At 69.0% G+C, this 17,288-nt stretch carries 17 protein-coding genes, 1 pseudogene and 1 riboswitch; of the genes and pseudogenes, 6 read left to right on the plus strand and 12 right to left on the minus strand.

The genetic code is table 11. The features are described from left to right. The 8 genes from ACZ9J7_RS00465 to hemE all read right to left on the minus strand — a co-directional run. Nucleotides 1-648, minus strand: a 648-nt coding sequence (locus ACZ9J7_RS00465) for a porphobilinogen synthase (RefSeq protein WP_476206156.1), incomplete at its 3' end; no start/stop codon positions are given. A gap of 56 nt (nt 649-704) precedes the next feature. Then, a complete protein-coding gene (locus ACZ9J7_RS00470; RefSeq protein WP_476206157.1) occupies nt 705-1,571 on the minus strand; it encodes a uroporphyrinogen-III synthase in 867 nt (288 codons plus the stop codon). 7 nt (nt 1,572-1,578) lie between these two features. Beyond that, nucleotides 1,579-2,565 (minus strand): hydroxymethylbilane synthase, encoded by a 987-nt coding sequence (gene hemC / locus ACZ9J7_RS00475; protein WP_476206158.1) that lies wholly within the window; start codon nt 2,563-2,565, stop codon nt 1,579-1,581. Then, complete coding sequence (locus tag ACZ9J7_RS00480) at nt 2,562-3,806, minus strand: ferrochelatase (RefSeq protein WP_476206159.1); 1,245 nt, start codon at nt 3,804-3,806, stop codon at nt 2,562-2,564. Before ACZ9J7_RS00480 ends, hemC begins: the two co-directional genes overlap by 4 nt. Further along, nucleotides 3,803-4,504 (minus strand): hydrogen peroxide-dependent heme synthase, encoded by a 702-nt coding sequence (gene hemQ, locus ACZ9J7_RS00485; protein WP_476206161.1) that lies wholly within the window; start codon nt 4,502-4,504, stop codon nt 3,803-3,805. Before hemQ ends, ACZ9J7_RS00480 begins: the two co-directional genes overlap by 4 nt. A gap of 112 nt (nt 4,505-4,616) precedes the next feature. Beyond that, a complete protein-coding gene (locus ACZ9J7_RS00490; protein WP_476206163.1) occupies nt 4,617-5,489 on the minus strand; it encodes a hypothetical protein in 873 nt (290 codons plus the stop codon). A gap of 140 nt (nt 5,490-5,629) precedes the next feature. Then, nucleotides 5,630-7,081 (minus strand): protoporphyrinogen oxidase, encoded by a 1,452-nt coding sequence (hemG, locus tag ACZ9J7_RS00495; protein ID WP_476206165.1) that lies wholly within the window; start codon nt 7,079-7,081, stop codon nt 5,630-5,632. 3 nt (nt 7,082-7,084) lie between these two features. Continuing rightward, nucleotides 7,085-8,179, minus strand: coding sequence for a uroporphyrinogen decarboxylase (hemE, locus tag ACZ9J7_RS00500; RefSeq protein WP_476206167.1), 1,095 nt, complete (start codon nt 8,177-8,179; stop codon nt 7,085-7,087). Between the two features lie 158 nt (nt 8,180-8,337). Here hemE and ACZ9J7_RS00505 point away from each other — a divergent pair, with 158 nt between their 5' ends. After that, nucleotides 8,338-9,660, plus strand: a complete 1,323-nt coding sequence (locus ACZ9J7_RS00505) for a glutamyl-tRNA reductase (protein ID WP_476206168.1) — start codon at nt 8,338-8,340, stop codon at nt 9,658-9,660. A gap of 121 nt (nt 9,661-9,781) precedes the next feature. Here the strand turns inward: ACZ9J7_RS00505 and moeB are convergent, their stop codons facing one another. Then, a complete protein-coding gene (moeB, locus tag ACZ9J7_RS00510; protein WP_476206170.1) occupies nt 9,782-10,981 on the minus strand; it encodes a molybdopterin-synthase adenylyltransferase MoeB in 1,200 nt (399 codons plus the stop codon). Between the two features lie 85 nt (nt 10,982-11,066). On the opposite strand from moeB, the gene ACZ9J7_RS00515 reads away from it, so the two are divergent. The 3 genes from ACZ9J7_RS00515 (at nt 11,067) to ACZ9J7_RS00525 (ending at nt 12,362) form a co-directional block, all read left to right on the plus strand. Further along, nucleotides 11,067-11,732 carry a TetR/AcrR family transcriptional regulator gene (locus ACZ9J7_RS00515; protein ID WP_476206172.1) on the plus strand — a complete coding sequence of 222 codons (666 nt, stop codon included), beginning with the start codon at nt 11,067-11,069 and terminating at the stop codon, nt 11,730-11,732. Nucleotides 11,733-11,794: 62 nt separating this feature from the next. Continuing rightward, nucleotides 11,795-12,019 (plus strand): DUF3107 domain-containing protein, encoded by a 225-nt coding sequence (locus tag ACZ9J7_RS00520; RefSeq protein WP_159631504.1) that lies wholly within the window; start codon nt 11,795-11,797, stop codon nt 12,017-12,019. A gap of 40 nt (nt 12,020-12,059) precedes the next feature. After that, complete coding sequence (locus ACZ9J7_RS00525) at nt 12,060-12,362, plus strand: hypothetical protein (protein WP_141159911.1); 303 nt, start codon at nt 12,060-12,062, stop codon at nt 12,360-12,362. Nucleotides 12,363-12,435: 73 nt separating this feature from the next. On the opposite strand, the gene ACZ9J7_RS00530 is transcribed toward ACZ9J7_RS00525, so the two are convergent. The 3 genes and pseudogenes from ACZ9J7_RS00530 to ACZ9J7_RS00540 all read right to left on the minus strand — a co-directional run bounded on the left by ACZ9J7_RS00530 (nt 12,436) and on the right by ACZ9J7_RS00540 (nt 14,788). Further along, the gene (locus ACZ9J7_RS00530) at nt 12,436-13,251 is read right to left on the minus strand and encodes a thiazole synthase (protein WP_387557135.1); all 816 of its coding nucleotides are present in this window, start codon (nt 13,249-13,251) and stop codon (nt 12,436-12,438) included. A 4-nt stretch (nt 13,252-13,255) separates the two neighbouring features. After that, nucleotides 13,256-13,492 carry a sulfur carrier protein ThiS gene (gene thiS, locus ACZ9J7_RS00535; protein WP_141159909.1) on the minus strand — a complete coding sequence of 79 codons (237 nt, stop codon included), beginning with the start codon at nt 13,490-13,492 and terminating at the stop codon, nt 13,256-13,258. Continuing rightward, nucleotides 13,489-14,788, minus strand: a pseudogene (locus ACZ9J7_RS00540) (FAD-dependent oxidoreductase). Before ACZ9J7_RS00540 ends, thiS begins: the two are co-directional and overlap by 4 nt. Next, nucleotides 14,781-14,899: riboswitch (TPP riboswitch) on the minus strand. Its footprint overlaps the pseudogene before it by 8 nt. Nucleotides 14,900-14,926: 27 nt before the next feature. Between ACZ9J7_RS00540 and thiE the strand changes: the two are divergent. Together thiE and ACZ9J7_RS00550 are read left to right on the plus strand one after the other, a co-directional pair. Next, entirely contained in the window at nt 14,927-15,667 is a 741-nt protein-coding gene (gene thiE / locus ACZ9J7_RS00545; RefSeq protein WP_476206177.1) for a thiamine phosphate synthase, read from the plus strand. Between the two features lie 39 nt (nt 15,668-15,706). Next, nucleotides 15,707-17,185 (plus strand): RNB domain-containing ribonuclease, encoded by a 1,479-nt coding sequence (locus ACZ9J7_RS00550; RefSeq protein WP_476206179.1) that lies wholly within the window; start codon nt 15,707-15,709, stop codon nt 17,183-17,185. Nucleotides 17,186-17,288 lie beyond the last annotated feature (103 nt).

Consider the following 17,288-nt stretch of genomic DNA (forward strand, 5'->3'; position numbering starts at 1 on the left):
ACCCTTGAGCTGGGAGTCCACCGCTTCGCGGAACGGGCCATAGAACGCGGATGCATACTTCGCGGCGTAGGCGATGACGGACGTGTTGACGTGGCCGGCCTCGTCCAGTGCTGCGCGGATGGCGGCGATCTGGCCGTCCATCATCCCGGAGGGGCCCAGCATGTGGGCGCCGGCTTCTGCCTGCGCCACTGCCATCCTGGCGTAGATCTCCACGGTGCGGTCGTTGTCCACGTATCCGTCGGCGTCGAGCACCCCGCAGTGGCCATGGTCGGTGAATTCGTCCAGGCAGACATCACTCATGATCACCAGGTCATCGCCTACTTCAGCGCGCACGTCGCGGATGGCCTTGTTGAGCACGCCGTCCGGATCAAGCCCTGCCGAGCCTTCGGGGTCGCGTGTTTCCGGGATGCCGAAGAGCATGATTCCGCCCAGTCCAAGTTCAACGGCCTCGGCGGCAGCCCGCTTCAGCGTGTCGGTGGTGTGCTGGACCACGCCCGGCATCGACGTGATGGGGTTGGGCTCAGTGAGTCCTTCCCTGATGAAGGCCGGAAGGATGAGTTCGGCCGGCGAAAGGCGCGTTTCGGCGGTCATCCGGCGCATGGCGGGGGTGGTGCGCAGGCGGCGGGGGCGTTGGGTGGGGAAAGTCATGGGTCCTGTCCTTCGCATTGGTTGTGAAGCTTTGGGGGGAAGCGTGCCTGCCACTGTCAGGGCGGGCCGAGTGCGTTGGCCACCGCCACTACCAGGCCGTCCGGGGTGGGCTCAGCCGCCACCGCCGCAACGTCCAGGCCCAGGGCAGAGGCCTGTTCCGCCGTCGACCGTCCTATGGCCACCAGCCGGCAGCCGCCCAGCGGTCCCAGCGCGGCGATCCGGCGCACGGCGCTCGGGGACGCCGCGATCACAGCGTGAAGGCGTCCTGCGGCGATGTCAGCGGCGGCGGTTTGCGGTGTCAGGAGGGAGTACGACGACGGCCGGGGACCGGCGCCGCCGTCCTCCGCCTGCATGGCAAGCCGCCGTTCCGCTGCCGCTGGATAGTCGACAGTGCGGTAGGCAGTCACGGCGGTAACAGTGCCGCCCGCAGCTGCCAGGCCCTCAGACAGGGTGCCGGCGGCGATGTCCGCCTGGGGCAGCAGGATCCTGCCCCCTCCCGGCCAGACGGCGAGCAGCCCGGCGGCCGATTGTTCTCCGGGCGGGGTCAGTTCCACTGTGAGGCCGCCGGCTTCGAGGAGCCGCCGCGTTGCGGGACCGACGGCCGCTATCCGTGTCCCTCGCGGCACCAGCTGGCCCAGGCGCAGGCCACGCTCCGCCGCTTTTTCCATCAGGACGTGGACGGTGGTGGCGCTGCTGACCACCAGCCAGTCAAAGGCCGCAGCTGCGAGGGCGTCACAGGCGACGTCCAGCGCGTGCTGGTCAGGTGCCCGTTCGAAGTCGATGAGCGGCAGCAGCACCGGTTCCGCACCGGCTCCCGCCAGCGCCTCCACCAGGGCAGCCGAACGTTCCGGGCTGCGGGTCACCAGGACCCGGACGCCGCCGAGCGGAGTCCGGGGCGCGGTGCCGCTGGAAGGCTGCGTCATCGCCAGGTCAGGACGCCTGCAGGTCGGCGATGTCGGCGGCGCCTGCGGCAAGGAGAAGCTCAGCCAGTTCGATGCCCAGCAGGGTTGCCCCCACTTCCGTCAGCCCGTCGGTGGCCCGCTTGTCCCGCACGGTGGCGGTGCCGTCCACGGCACACACCACCGCTTCCAGGTGCAGCAAGCTGCCCTTGCGGTAGGCGTAGGCCCCAACGGGCGCTGCGCAGCCAGCTTCGAGCCGGGCCAGCAGGGCCCGTTCGGCGGTGACTGCGAGGCGGGTGTCAGGATCATCCAGCGCGGCCAAGGCCTGGGCCAGGACTCCGCCCGGGCCTGTTTTCGCAGGGGCGTCCGCCGTCCGGCATTCGATGGCCAGCGATCCCTGCCCCGCTGCGGGCAGCATCACGTCGGTTTCCAAAAATTCGGATACCACGTCCAGCCGGCCGATCCGCTCCAGGCCGGCTGCCGCGAGCACCACGGCATCCAGGTCGCACGATTTTCCGGGCACCACCTGGTCGGTGGAGTTGCCGGGCAGCCCGGGCACCCGGCCCAGTCGGGTGTCGACGTTTCCGCGGATGTCCACGATGTCCAGGTCAGCGCGGGCGGCCCGCAACTGGGCTGCGCGCCGGGGCGAACCGGTGCCGATGCGGGCCCCGGCGGGCAGGTCTGCCAGCTTGAGGCCGTCGCGGGCGCACAGGACGTCGCGGACGTCCACGCGCCGCGGGGTGGCGGCAAGGCTAAGCCCTACCGCGGCCCCGGTTGGCAGGTCCTTGAGGGAGTGCACGGCAACATCGCACTCATCGCGCAGCAGTGCATCGCGCAGGGCAGCAACAAACACGCCAGTGCCGCCCATCTGGGACAGCGATCCCGTCAGGACATCGCCATCCGTGCGGACGTGCACCAGTTCCACCGGGAAACCTCCGACGGCGGCCAACTGGTCGGCGGTTTGCTGGGTCTGGGTAAGCGCCAGCTTGCTGGCGCGGGTTCCAATCCGGACCGTCACGGCTGGGCCGTTTCCCCGGAGGCGCCGGACGGGTACGGGTCGTGGCCGGTACCCACAGTCGTGTCAGCCCCTGCGATGGTGGGCTTTTCGCCGCGGAAGTTGGCGCAGCATCCGGGACGGCAGACGTCGTACCAGGGCCCAAGATCCGTCAGGGCGGGGCGGTCGCTGATGTTGTTGGCCACCGTCCGTTCGCAGATCAGGTCCACCAGGCCGTCGACGAACTTGCGGTGTGTCCCGGGGGTGGGGACGCGGGTGGCGGCCAGGCCCAGGTTGGCGCAGGTTTCCATCGCTTCGGTGTCCAGGTCCCAGACAACTTCCATGTGGTCGCTGACGAAGCCGAGGGGAACGATGACGATGCCCTTGACGCCCTGGCCGGCCAGTTCCTCGATGGCATCGTTGATGTCCGGTTCAAGCCACGGCACGTGCGGGGCCCCGGAACGGGACTGGTACACCAGGGACCACGGCGCGGTCAGCCCGGACCCGCCCTGGACCCGCTCGATGACGGCGGCGGCGTTGGCCAGGTGCTGGGCAACGTACGCGGAGCCTTCCTCGAACGCGCGCGGCTCCCCCTCGGACCGGCCCGCAGCCTCGGCGTCCCGGGTGGGGATGGAGTGGGTGGCGAACAGGATGTGGATGGGTGCATCCGGGGTGCCGGCTTCGGCAAGCTTGGCGCGGACCTCCGCCAGGCCGGCGGCGGTTCCTTCGACGAACGGCTCGACGAAACCGGGGTGGTCGAAGTACTGGCGGACCTTGTCCACTTCGAGTTTGCCGTCCAGGCCGGTTTCGGTCAGCGCCATGCCGATGTCCTCGCGGTACTGGCGGCAGCTGGAGTAGCAGGAGTAGGCACTTGTGGTGAGCATCAGCACGCGGCGGTGCCCGGCGTCGTACGCCTCCTGCAGGGTCTGCGGGATGTACGGGGCCCAGTTGCGGTTGCCCCACAGCACGGGAAGCTCGATGCCGCGGGCAGCCAGCTCGGCTTCCAGCGCAGCCTTCAGCTCGCGGTTCTGCTGGTTGATGGGGCTGATGCCGCCGTTGGCGCGGTAGTGGTGCGAGACTTCCTCGAGCCGCTCGTCCGGGATCCCCCGGCCACGGGTGACGTTGCGGAGGAACGGGATGACGTCCTCCTGGCCTTCCGGGCCGCCGAAGGAGGCCAGCAGCACGGCGTCATAGCTCTTGGGGGCCATGCGTCCGGCCTCGGTCACGGGGTTGACTGCTGTGGCGGCCTGCTGCTCCGGGCTCATGCGAGGACCTCGGCAACCTCGTCCGCGGAGATGCGGCGTCCGGTGTAGAACGGCACTTCCTCCCGCACATGGTTGCGCGCCTCGGTGGCGCGGAGGTGCCGCATCAGGTCCACGAGGTCCACCAGTTCCGGCGCTTCCAGGCCCAGGATCCACTCCCAGTCGCCCAGGGCGAAGGAGGACACCGTGTTGGAAATGACCTGCGGGAAGTCACGTCCCAGCAGTCCGTGGTCGCGGAGCATCTTGCCGCGCTCGGCGTCCGGCAGGATGTACCACTCGTAGGACCGGACGAACGGGTAGACGCACAGCCATTCCGCCGGTGCGACGCCGCGGGAGTAGGCGGGGGTGTGGTTCTTGGCGAATTCGGCTTCGCGGTGGACACCCATGGCAGACCAGACGATCTCCGTGCCGGCGAAGAGGGTGCTGCGGCGGATGTCGCGGATGGCCTGCTGCAGCGCCTCCGGCTTGGGTCCGTGGAGCCACACCATGACGTCGGCGTCGGCGCGCATGGCCGAGACGTCGTAGCTGCCCCGGTGCGTGACACCGGCGGCGGCGAGACGCTCCAGCAGCGCTTCGAAGTCGGCGGCGGCATCCGCACTGCGGACCACTGACTCCGACCGCTTGAATACCGTCCAGAGGGTAAAGAACTGCTCGGCTGATTCTTCGGTTTTAGTGACAGATTCGGCAGAAGTGTGGCTCATGGATACAAGTTTGCCCCTTCCCTGCCCCCAAGGCGAAACCGAAGAGTTCTACAACTCGTAGAAGTGATCAAAGTCACCTTCCGGAGCCCGGCAGGCCGGCGCCCACGCCGACCTAGGGGCGGCGCATACGCAGGAATACCAGCCCGGCCGCGGCACCCACGCCAACCAGTCCGGCACCCAGCCATACCATGGCATCGGGCACGCCGGGCAGTGGCCCGGTCGAAGATACTGCCTGTCCCGGTCCTTCCGGTGCTCCAGCGGCCTGCGGCGCCCGCGTGGGCTGGGACTGGCGCGCGTTGATGGACAGCGACGTTGGCAGGGCGGGCCCCGGCGTGGAAACCGGGGCGGCGGCCGGCCCGTTGTCCCCCACGCCTGCAGTGTCCCCGGTCCCGGTGGCGTCGGTCCCCACACCGCCGCCGGCGGACGCTCCGCCGGCCCCCGGCACGGTAGCCTGCGTCGCGGACAATGCGGAAGGCCCCTCCCCTGCTCCGGGCGCCGCTGCAGCGGACGTGGCAACGGCCGCCGGAGTGGAGGCTCCTGCCGCTGCCAAAGGACCGGTTCCCGGGGCGGCCGCCGGCCCGGACGCTGCGGGAGACCCGGCCCGTCCCGAACCCGGGGAAGCGGTCGGCGTGGATGCGGCTGTTGTCTGCGGTCCGGGTGCCAGGGGCGTCCCGGAGGCCGTCGGGGCCGGCGAGGGAGTGGAGGTCGAGCCTGCCGACAGGGAAGCGGAAATCGTGGGAAGCAGCGAACCGGGCAACGGGAGCAGCGTCGAAGTGGTCCGGGGTGCCGGGGTTGCCGTTGCGGCCTGTTCTCCGCTGCCCTGTCCTCCGTGCCAGGCCGCGCCTTGTGCCGCCGGCTCTGGCGGAGGCGGGACCGCGTCGTCGGCCAAGGACGCCTGGACGCCGGTGGAAAGAACCAGTACCGCTCCGACGGCCGCTGCTGCGGTGCCGCGCCGGAGTCCCCCATGGATACCGGTCCGGGACATTGAAAGCTCGGACCTGTGTTGAACCATAGTCATCGACCCTAACCAGAAGGCTTGGCCGATTGGAAACTGGACGTGACTCCGTGCGGGGTGCCGTGCGGGTGCCGCGGGGCTGGGTTCGGCCGGCTGACCAGCAGGAATGCTCAGGTGGCGGTGAGTTGGGCGATTTGCGTGCGTGTGTCGGCCACCACAGCGGCCAGGCCGTTCCCGGCTACCCATCCGCCCACGACGGCCATCCCGCCGGCAGCGCTGCAGGCCTGCCGGATTCCGGCGGCCCGGGCACGGTGCCCCACGGCGGCAAAAGGCAGGGCTCCGCGCCACCGCACCACGTCCCAGCCCCGTATGTCCTCCCCCGCGATGGGGACGTTCAACAGCTCGGAAGCGTCGCGCAGGGCTGCGGTGAGCAGCTCATCATCCGTTTGCGGGCCGGAGGCCTGCCCGGACGCTCCATCCACGCGGCCATAGGAAAGGCGCACGACGTGGCGTCCCGGCCCGGCGGCAGCAGCCAGCCAATCCCACTTTCCAGTAGCATGCGTGAGCGCCTTCGCTTCTATCCCCGGCGTCTGCGGGGCAACCAGGATCCCGGTTCCGCGCGGCCGCGCGTCCAGCTCCGGTTTGTCCAGGACCAGGGTGACCAGCTTGACGTCGGGCCCGGAGGCTGGCTTTTTTCCAGAGATTGCCGGGACGGCCTGTTCCAGCAGTTCGACGGCGGCCGGTCCCTCCACCGCCATGACCAGCAGTGCGGCATCGTAGGCCGCCCCGGCGGCGTCGACCCGCCAGCCCCCGGGGGTGCGGGAGACGGCCGTCGCGGCAGTGCCCGGCACAAGGACCACACCGCGGCGCAGGAGATCGGCCACCAGGGCGTCCACCAGGGTGTGCATGCCGCCTTCGAGCCCGGCGACGGCGGACCCGGCTTTTGCGGGCTGGCCGGGCTGCTGCGGCTGCCCGGGTGTGCCCGCACGGCGCCGCTGCGCCGAGACTGCGGCAGCGAGGGATCCGTGTTGCCGCAGCCCGGCGCGGAGGCCGGGAGCCACCATGTCGACGTCGAGCAGGCCGGGATCGGCGGAGTGGACGCCGCCCACTACCGGGGAGACCAGGCGTTCCAGCACCCGCGATCCCATTCGGGCCCGTACCAGCGCAGCGACGCTGGTGACGCCCGCGCCGGCCCCGACAGAGGCGGGCAGGAGCCGGTCCACGGAGGCGCGCAGCGAGCCGAGGATGCCCAGGGTGCGCCGCACCTCGGGGTCCCAGGGATTGGCGGGAATGCCCAGGACGCCGGTCCTGGGCAGCTCCCGTGGCCCGTCCGGAAGCTGCACCCAGGCGCCTCCGGGGCGCGGGGGAACGATCTTCCCGCCGAGCCCGAGTTCCGCGCAGAGCCGGGCGACGGCGTCGGACCTGGTGGCGAAGGACTCGGCGCCGCTGTCAAGGATGAGCCCGGCCACCGTGTGGCTGCCCACGCAGCCGCCCCATGCCGTCCCGGACTCCAGGACGGTCACCTCATGGCCGGCTGCTGAGAGTTCCCGGGCGGAGAGCAGCCCGGAGATCCCGCCGCCCACCACCAGCGCCTTGCCGGGTGTTGCCGGGGTGCCGCCCACGGTTTAGGCCGGAGAGATGGAGTGGATGAGCTCCACTACCCGGGTGAGGACGTCAGGGTCCGTCTCGGGCGGTACGCCATGCCCCAGGTTCAGGACGTGGCCGGGGGCTGCGGAGCCGGCGGCGATGACCTCGCGGACGTGCGCTTCAAGGATGTCCCAGGGAGCTGCAAGCAGCGCGGGGTCGATGTTTCCCTGCAGGGGTACTGTCCCGCCGAGGCGGCGGTTTGCTTCATCCAGCGGCAGCCGGTAGTCAACGCCCACCACGTCCACTCCCACGTCCCGCATGGCCACGAGGAGTTCGGACGTGCCGGTGCCGAAGTGGATGAGCGGGGCGCCCAGGTGGCGGACATGGTCCAGGGCACGGGCCGACGCCGGGGCAACGAATTTGGTGTAGTCGGCCAGTCCCAGGGAGCCCGCCCAGGAGTCGAAGAGCTGCGCGGCGGAGGCTCCGGCCTCCAGCTGCGCCTGGAGGAACATGCCCGAGGCGTCGGCGGCCCAGTTGGCCAGCGCGTTCCACGTCTCCGGGTCGGCGTGCATCATGGTCCGTGGGCCCAGGTGGTCGCGGGAAGGCTTTCCTTCCACCATGTAGGCGGCCAGGGTGAACGGTGCCCCGGCGAAACCGATCAGGGGTGTCTTGCCCAGTTCGGCCACCGTGAGGCGGACTGCTTCGCGGATGGGTTCCAGGGCCTCCCACGTCAGCTGCGGCAGGGCCGCGACATCGGCCGCAGTGCGCACGGGCTTATCAAGGACCGGCCCCACCCCGGGCACAATGTCCACGCCCACGCCGGCAAGCTTCAACGGGATGACAATGTCCGAAAAGAAGATCCCGGCGTCCACGTCATGCCGGCGGACGGGCTGGAGCGTGATCTCGGAGGCCAACTCCGGCCGGAGGCAGGAATCCAGCATGGCGATTCCCTCGCGCACCTTCAGGTATTCCGGCAGCGAGCGGCCGGCCTGCCGCATGAACCAAACGGGACGGCGGGACGGCTTGCCGCCGCGGTAGGCCGTGATCAGCGGGGAGTCTGCTGTGCGGCCGTCCATCAGTGGATGGTCTGCGGCGAGGGCGCCGGCAGCGGAGACGGCAGGGCTAGGAGTCATGCCTTTGATTGTGCCCAAAAAGAGCCGCAAAAGATAACGACAACCTGTCGCTGGAGTCCCGGAATTCCGGGAGGTGGCGGGGATCACGCAGCACTGTGGCGACTATCCTTTGCGATGGTTGTTCTACCCGGCAACGAAAAAGCTATGATTGGTCTGCTGTGGTTCTTTTCTCATTGGTGGCTACACACGCCGACATCGATCTTGAAACCGTTGCTCAGTTGAGCAACGGTTCCTCCGGGATTGCCGCTTCCGCTCTTACCGAATCACCCGCCGTCGCCGGCGCGGTGGTCCTGGCGACGTGCAACCGTTATGAGATCTACGGCGAGGCCGCGAATCCGAACGATGTTGAAGCAGCCCGGGCAGCCCTCGTCTCGCGGATCAGCGAGGCCAGCGGGCTGGCAGAACCCCTCGTGTCCCGCTCCTTCAGCACCCGCACCGGGCCCGAGGTGACCCAGCACCTTTTTGCCGTCAGCGCGGGGCTGGACTCCGCCGTCGTCGGTGAGCGCGAGATCGCCGGGCAGGTCCGCCGCGCCCTCATCACCGCACAGCACGACGGTACTGCCAGCGCCGGACTCGTCCGGCTGTTCCAGGCCGCGTCCAAAGCCGCCAAGGACGTGGGCGCGCAGACTGCTTTGGGTTCGCGGGGCCTGTCCATCGTTTCGGTGGCCCTGGACCTGGCCACCGACCTTTCCGAAGACCCGGACTGGTCAACCAAGAAGGTTGTCCTGTTCGGAACCGGCGCGTACGCCGGCGCCACCATGGCCCTGCTGCGGGAGCGCGGCTGCACGGACATCTCCGTTTTCTCCTCCTCCGGCCGGGCCGAAGGGTTCGTGGCTTCCCGCGGCGGTTCGGCCCTGGACGTGGAGTCTCTGCGCCCGGCGGTGGCTGCCGCCGACGTCATGATCGGCTGCAGCGGCTCGGACACCCGGGTCGAGGCCGATGAACTGGCCCAGGTCCGCGCGGAGTCGCCGCAGCCGCTGATCGCCATCGACCTGGCGCTCACCCACGACTTCGATCCCGCCGTCGGCGAACTGGACGGCGTTGAACTGCTGACCCTGGAATCGGTGCGCCTGGCTGCCCCGCAGGAGCAGGCGGAATCCCTGACCCAGGCCAGCGGCATCGTCAAGGGCGCGGCCAAGGCCTTCGAACAGGAGCGCGAAGCCCGCTCCGTGGACTCCGCCATCGTGGCCCTGCGGCGCCACACCATGAACGTGCTGGACGCGGAGATGGAAAAGGTCCGTGCCCGCCACGGATGCACGGCCGCCGCTGAAGAAGTCGAGTTCGCGCTGCGCCGCATGGTCAAGCAGTTGCTGCACGTGCCCACCGTCCGCGCCCGCGAACTCGCGGCGAACGGCCAGCAGGACGACTACGTGGCGGCCCTGGAGGCACTGTACGGCATCACCGTCGAGCAGCCCGGCACCGCCCCTGCAGCGGCCGAGGCCGAGTGCCCCGTGGACCACAAGGGCCGCGAGACCGCCTGAGGTTCTCCCTCCCCGACGCCCCATCACCATTTGCCCCTAAATCGGAAACGCCCCATCACTTTCTTCAGGGAAGTGATGGGGCGTTTCTTAAAAAGCCGCCAAAGGTGATGGGGCGTCCGGGTCAGTAGACCGGCTTCTGGGGTTCGACGTCGCGCACCCAGGCCAGGATCCCGCCGTCGAGATGGCTGACCCGCTGGTAGCCGGCTTCCCGGGCGGCCGCCAGCACGTTCGCGGACCGTGTACCGGCCTTGCAGTGGAACACGATGTCCCGGTCCTGCGGAAGTTCCTCCCAGGCCTCGCCGGCCAGGATGCGTCCCTGCGGAATCAGTTTGGCTCCGTCGATCCGGACGATGTCGTACTCCCCCGATTCCCTGACGTCCACCAGTTCGAAGTCCTTGAGCCCGGCCTTGCGCGAGGCCAGCATGGTGGCGAGTTGGGTGGCGGTGACCGTGTGTTCGGTGTCCGACGCGGCGGCCGGGGCGATACCGCAGAAGGCCTCGTAGTCGGTGAGTTCGGTAATGGGGTCGGCGGCCGGATCCTTCGCCACCCGGATCTCGCGCCAACTGCCGCCCAGCGCGTCAAACAGGGCCACGCGGCCCAGCAAGGAGCGCCCGACGCCGGTGATCAGCTTCACCGCTTCGGTCACCATGAGCGATCCCACGGCGGCGCACAACATGCCGAAGACCCCGCCCTCGCCACAGGACGGGACGGAACCGGCAGGCGGGGCCTCGGGGTAGAGGTCCCGGTAGGTGGGTCCGTGCTTCTCCCAGAACACGCTGACCTGGCCGTCAAAACGGAAGATGGAGCCCCACACATAGGGCTTGCCGAGAATGGCGGCGGCGTCGTTGACCAGGTACCGGGTGGCGAAGTTGTCGGCCCCGTCGAGAATGAGGTCGTAGCCACTGAACAGTTCCAGGGCGTTGGACGAGTCCAAGCGCACGTTGTGCAGCCGGACGTCCACCAGCGGGTTCAGTTCGGCAATGGCGTCGCGCGCCGATTCGATCTTGGGCCGGCCCACATCGCTGACGCCGTGGATCACCTGGCGCTGCAGGTTGCTCAAGTCCACAACGTCGTCGTCGATGATGCCGATGGTTCCCACCCCGGCCGCGGCGAGGTAGAGCAGCGCGGGTGCCCCCAGTCCGCCGGCGCCGATCACCAGCACCTTGGCGTTCTTGAGCCGCCGCTGCCCGAGGGCGCCGATCTCGGGAATGATCAGGTGCCGGGAGTATCGTTCGACCTCGGCGGGAGTCAGGTCGGCGGCCGGTTCCACCAGCGGATCCAGGGAGGGTGACGCAACATTTGCGGTGAAAGACGAAGCCATACTTCAATGTATGCCCCGGGATACCGCCGGGTCATATTACCCCGCAGTAAAGTGAAGGGTAACTGCAATGGAAAGAAGGACAACTGTGGTCCCTGAAGCCCGGGCCGACCGCCCGACCGCCGCCGAACCGCAAGCTCCCTCCCGCCCCGCAGGCCAGCGGTCCGCCCGGCTGCCCCGGGATGAGCGCCGCGCACAACTCCTCGCTGCGGCCCAGGAGGTGTTCGTAGCCAACGGCTACCACGGCGCTGCGATGGACGAGATCGCAGAAACCGCCCATGTGAGCAAACCGGTGCTGTACCAGCACTTTCCGTCCAAGCGCGACCTCTACCTCGCGCTGCTGGAAAGCCATCTGGCATCGCTCACCGAACTGATGCTGGGCGCCCTGAACTCCACCACGGACAACGATGAACGCGTCCAGGCCGTCATGCGGGCCTACTTCCACTTCATCGCCAATGACGACCAGGCCCACCGCCTGGTGTTCGAATCCGACCTGATCAACGACACCGATGTCAGCTCCAGGCTGGAGACTTTCAACCGGACCTTCGCCGACGCCATCGCCCGCGTCATTGCCGAGGACACGAAACTCCCCCACCTGGAGGCCGAACTGCTGGGCCGCGGGCTGGCCGGAATGGCGCAGGTCAGCGCCCGGTATTGGCTGGAAACGGATGGCAACCTGGACCTCGATGTGGCCAGTGACCTCATCTACCGTTTAGCTTGGCGCGGAATCTCTCGCTTCCCCAAAGAGTCCTAGACTACAAATAAGACAACACCTCGTAGAGAAACACGAGTACTTTCACAGGCTGGGAGGCCCCCTTGGAGATTAAGATCGGCGTTCAGAACGTTGGCCGCGAAATCGTGCTGGAATCAACCCAGGATGCGGAGACTGTGGCCAAGGTTGTTGGCGAAGCCATTAACGAGGGCAGCGAACTTCGCCTGAAGGATGACAAGGGACGCCTGATCATTGTTCCGGGCAACGCGCTTGCCTACGTGGAAATCGGTGCCGAAGAGGTCCGGCGCGTAGGTTTCGGCCAGTTCTAGTCCCGGCCTGCTGCAGGCCTGCCGTTCTTCAAGGAGATCCATGCTTTCGCTGACCATCGTGGTGCTGGCAACCGTCGCGGCAGGCTTCGTTGTCTGGGCCAATGACAAACGGCACTCCAAATACGGCGCGGCGTTGCCGGCCGGCGTTGCCGTGGGCGTTGCGGCGTTGGCCTGGATCATCCTGATGACCGCGGGCTTCGGCTACCTGCCGGGAACCACCTGGCTTCCCTGGGTCCTGCCGATGGTCCTGGGCGTCGCCGCGGCCATCGCCGCCGTCGTCTACCTGGGCCGCACCCGTGCCCGGCGCGATACGGAACGCCTGACTGTCATTCTGCGGCGCTGACCGCCTGCAGGGCAGGACATACGTGTGTGGCCATCACCCTGCCGGGTGGTGGCCACACACGTATGTCCCGGTGTCAGAGGAACTCCGCCCGGCCTTCCATCGCGGACGAGGCCAGGGCATGTTCCCGTCGCGGGATGCGCCCGGCTGCCCGGGCCATCCTGCCGGCGAGTACTGCATGCTTGAACGCCTCGCCCATGAGTGCGGGGTTCTGCGCCCGCGTCACGGCCGTGGCGAGCAGGACGGCGTCGCAGCCCAGCTCCATGGCCAGGGCCGCGTCCGATGCCGTGCCGATGCCGGCGTCCAGCACCACCGGCACCGAGGCACGGGACACGATGAGCTCGATGTTGTGCGGGTTCAGGATTCCCAGGCCGGTGCCGATCGGGGCTCCGAGCGGCATGACGGCGGTGGCGCCCAGGTTCTCCAGCCGCAGGGCAAGTACGGGGTCGTCGTTGGTGTAGGCGAAGACCTTGAACCCCCGGTTGACCAGCTGCTCCGTGGCCTCCACCAGTTCCACCGCATCGGGCAGCAGGGTCTGCTCATCGGCAATGACTTCCAGCTTCACCCAGTCGGTCTCCAGGGCCTCCCGGGCAAGCTCCGCCGTGAGGACGGCATCCCTGGCCGTGAAGCAGCCTGCAGTGTTGGGCAGCACGCGGATCCCGTGGTCCACCAACAGCTGGAACAACGAGCCGGTTTCCGCGGTGGAGTACCGGCGCATGGCCACGGTGGTCAGGGCGGTGCCGGAGGCCAGGAGTGCAGCGCCCAGGCCGTCCAGGCTGGGTGCCCCGCCGGTGCCCATGATCAGCCGGGATCCGAGGGCGACGCCGTCAATCACCAGGGCGTCGGCGGCGCCGGGATTCCCGGCCGGGTTGATGGTGCTGGTTTCGGTCATGGTGTCAGCCTCCCTGTACTGCCGTGACAAGTTCAATGTCGTCGCCCTCGGCGAGCGCCGTGGCGAACCATTGGCTCCGCGGCACCACCTGGGCATTATGGGCGACGGCGACCCCCAGCTTCCCGCCGTCCGTCGCCTGGCCGTTGGGTGCCAGCGGGCGTCCGGTGACCTGGCTGACGAGCGTGGTGATGGAGGTGCCGTCCGCCACCGTGTGGGTGTTTCCGTTCAGGGTGATGTTCACGCTGTCTCCTTGATGTGGTGGTTTGTGCCGGCGGCGGCCGGACGCGAGAAGCGCTCCGGGCTGAAAGGCGCCCAGCGCGGGTCGGCGTGCCCGTCCAGCAACCCGGCGCAGATGGCCGCGGCCGCGGGAGTGAGCAGCACCCCGTGCCGGAAGAACCCGGTGGCGATGATGAGTCCCGTGACGTGCCCGGCCTGATTGCCGGCGGATCCGTCGGCCGCCGGCACACGGCCCAGCAGCGGTGCATTGTCGGGGGTTCCGGGCCGGGCCCGGGCGGTGCACTCCAGCAGTTCCAGTTCGGCGACGGCGGGAACCAGCGCCTGGGCATCGCGCAGCAGCTGGTAGACGCCTCCGGCGCTCACGGAATCCGACAGGGCGTCCTCGCGCTGGGTGGCTCCGATGACCACGGTTCCGTCCTGCCGGGGAACGATGTAGACGGGAACGCCGTGCACCAGCCCCCGCACGGTGGACGTCACGAGGGGCTGGAGGTGAGGCGGAACGGCGAGGCGGAGGATGTCGCCGTGTACCGGGCGCAGGGGCAGGTCGAGGCCGTCGGGCAGGCCGCCAAGGTCCCCTGCCTGCAGGCCGTTGGCCACAATGGTCTCCGTTGCCAGGACGGTGCCGCCGCCGGCCAGGGAGGTGCCGACGACGCTTCCGCCCTCCCACAGCAGTCCGCCAGCCCGGTCCGGCACGGCATACCCGTCCACCGCCCCTGCCGCGGCCAGGCCAGGCTTCCCGCGGACGGCGCCGGCGAGGGCCCGCCGCAGGGCAGCCACCAGGCGGCGCGGATCTACCTGGTGGTCCGCGGGAGTGTCCAGGGCGCAGGCGATGGCGGGGCTGAGGAGCGGCTCGCGTTGGCGGGCTTCCCTCACCGTCAGGGGTTCCACGGCAAGTCCGTTGGCCTGCTGTACGGCGCGAAGGTCCATCAGCGCGCGGCGGTCCGCGGCGTCGGCACCCACGGCGAGTGTCGGCGTCGTCAGATATCCGGAATCCGCGCCGGTGGCTCCTGCGCATGCCTGCGGCGAAACCGGGCCAGCGGGAAGACGCGTCAAGCATCAGTTCCAGGAGGTCCTCCTCCTGGTAGTGCAGTTCGCTGACGGGGGCCAGCATCCCGGCGGCGGCCCAGCTGGCGCCGCTTCCGGGTGCGTCATCGATCAGGGCCACGGAGCGGCCGGAGCACTGCGCCTCCCAGGCGATGCCATGGCCCACCACCCCGCCGCCGATGACGGCGACGTCTGCGTGGACCGTGGAACGGGGAGCACCGGGCGGCCCGGCGCGATGGTCAACGGGGGTGCTCATATGGTTCCTTCCCTACGCCGGCATTAACCGGATCAGGTCAAGCGGTCGGCTCTGACGCCCTCTCAGCCCGGCGCTTTGTGACAGCTGCCGCGGGCTCCCGCAGTACCAGCCCAGTTTAGAGGAACTAGGCTTGCAGGCATGAATGTGTCCGCTTCCTCCCTGCCCCCAGGCCCCCACGCTCCAGCAATCCCGGCCGGCACGGCCGAAGTTGCCAACGCGGGCCACAACGATGCCCTGAAGGCAGCCCGCCTGTACCTGTGCACCGATGCGCGCGCTGCGCGCGGCGACTTTGCGGAGTTCGTGGACGCCGCGTTTGCCGGGGGCGTGGACATCATCCAGCTGCGCGACAAGACCATCGAGGCCGCCGAGGAACTGGACCTCCTGGCGGCCTTGAAGGAGACGGCGGTGCGGCACGGGAAACTCTGGGCCGTCAATGACCGCGCCGATATCGCCGTGCTGTCCGGGGCACCGGTGTTCCACATCGGCCAAAAGGACCTTCCGCTGGCTGCGGCGCGCACCCTGGTCAACGGCAACGCCGCCATCGGCCTCTCCAGCCACACCACGGGCCAGGTCGACGCGGCCCTCGCGGCAACCGGCGGCCCGTCCGGTCTGGACTATTTCTGCGTGGGGCCGGTGTGGGCCACACCCACCAAACCCGGCAGGGCCGCCGTCGGGCCTGAACTGGTGCAGTACGCCGCCGGCGCCTCCGGGCAGGCCGGGGATCCCGTCCCGTGGTTTGCCATCGGCGGCATCGACCACGGAAACGTCCGCGAGGTGGTGGAGGCCGGTGCCCGCCGCATCGTGGTGGTGCGCGCCATCACAGAGGCCCCCGACCCCGCAGCAGCCGCAGCCTCGCTCCTCGGCGCGCTGGACGGCTGAGCCTGCATAATCCCGGGACTTGGGGCTACGCTGAATTTTGTGTCACATCATCGGTTGGCCCCCAACGTCCATGACCACAGGAACGCCCTGGAAGAGGCGTTGGGCCTGCTGCGGACCGAGCTTGAGCTGCCGGGCCCGTACCCTGCCGACGCTGTGGAAGACGCCCGGGCCGCCGTCGCGGCGTTGAAGCTGCCTTCCTACGACCTGACCGCCGTCGAATTCGTCACCATCGATCCGGCATCCTCCACGGACCTGGACCAGGCAGTCTTCATCGAACCCGACGGCAACGGCTACCGCGTCCTGTACGCCATCGCCGACGTCCCCGCATTCGTTGCACCGGGTGGTCCGCTGGACGCCGAAACCCGGCGCCGCGGCCAGACGTTCTACGCCCCGGACGGGCGGATCCCGCTGCATCCGGAGGTGATCAGCGAGGGGGCCGGGAGCCTGCTCCCCGGCCAGGAGTGTTCGGCTTTCGTCTGGGACTTCACGCTCGACGGCGACGCGACGGTGCTGAGCGTGGGTGTCCGGCGGGCGCGGATCCGCAGCCGCGACAAGCTCAGCTACAAGGGCGCCCAGGCCGACCTCGACGCCGGGACCGCCCCTCCCGTCCTTCGGCTGCTCCGCGAGGTGGGACTGAAGCGGGTGGCACTGGAACGGGCGCGCGAAGGCGCCAGCCTGAACATGCCCGAGCAGGAAATCGTCCAGCTGCCGGACGGCGGCTACCGGATCGACGCCGTTCCGCAGCTTCCTGTCGAGGACTGGAACGCCCAGATTTCGTTGATGACCGGAATGGCCGCCGCGCAGCTCATGCTGGAGGGCAAAGTGGGCATCCTGCGCACCATGCCCGCCCCTGACGAACGGTCGCTGCGGCACTTCCGGCTGCAGACCGAGGTGCTCGGCAGGCCTTGGGACGGGCAGGTCAGCTACGGCGAATACCTGCGGTCGCTCGATCCCACCGACCCGCGCCAGTTGGCCATCATGCATTCGGCCGGGATGCTGTTCCGCGGCGCGTCCTACACCGCCTTCGATGGCACCGTCCCCGAGGACGGCATCCAGTCCGCCATCGGCGCCGCCTATGCCCACACCACAGCGCCGCTGCGCCGCCTGGTGGACCGGTTCGTGCTGGTCATCTGCGAGGCCCTGAGCAACGGCGGCGATGTTCCCGGCTGGGCACGCGAAGCCCTGCCCCTGCTTCCGGGCATCATGGCGGGATCGGACCAGCTGGCATCAAGGATGGAGCGCCTGGCCCTGGACACCGTGGAAGCGGCACTGCTGCTGAACCACATCGGGCAGGAGTTCGATGCGATCGTCATTTCCGGGTCCAAGCCGCAGAACGGGAACGGCAACGGGAATGGCAAGAACGGCAATGGAAACGGCAGTTCGGGAATTATCCAGGTTGCCGAACCGGCCGTGACCGCACGGTGCGCCGGCGAGCTGGAGTCCGGCACCAAGGTCCGGGTGCGGCTCGTTTCCTCCGATATCACCACCCGGCAGATCCACTTCGAGCTCGTTTCCTGAGCGGCAGGCGGCTCCCAAGGCGGGCCGAAACCGTGTTTTTGTGCCCTTACGGCTAGACTGGAGGGGTAGAACTGGATGCCCGGTCGTTGATTTCCTTGATTTG

Source organism: Pseudarthrobacter sp. TE9888 (assembly GCF_056279345.1).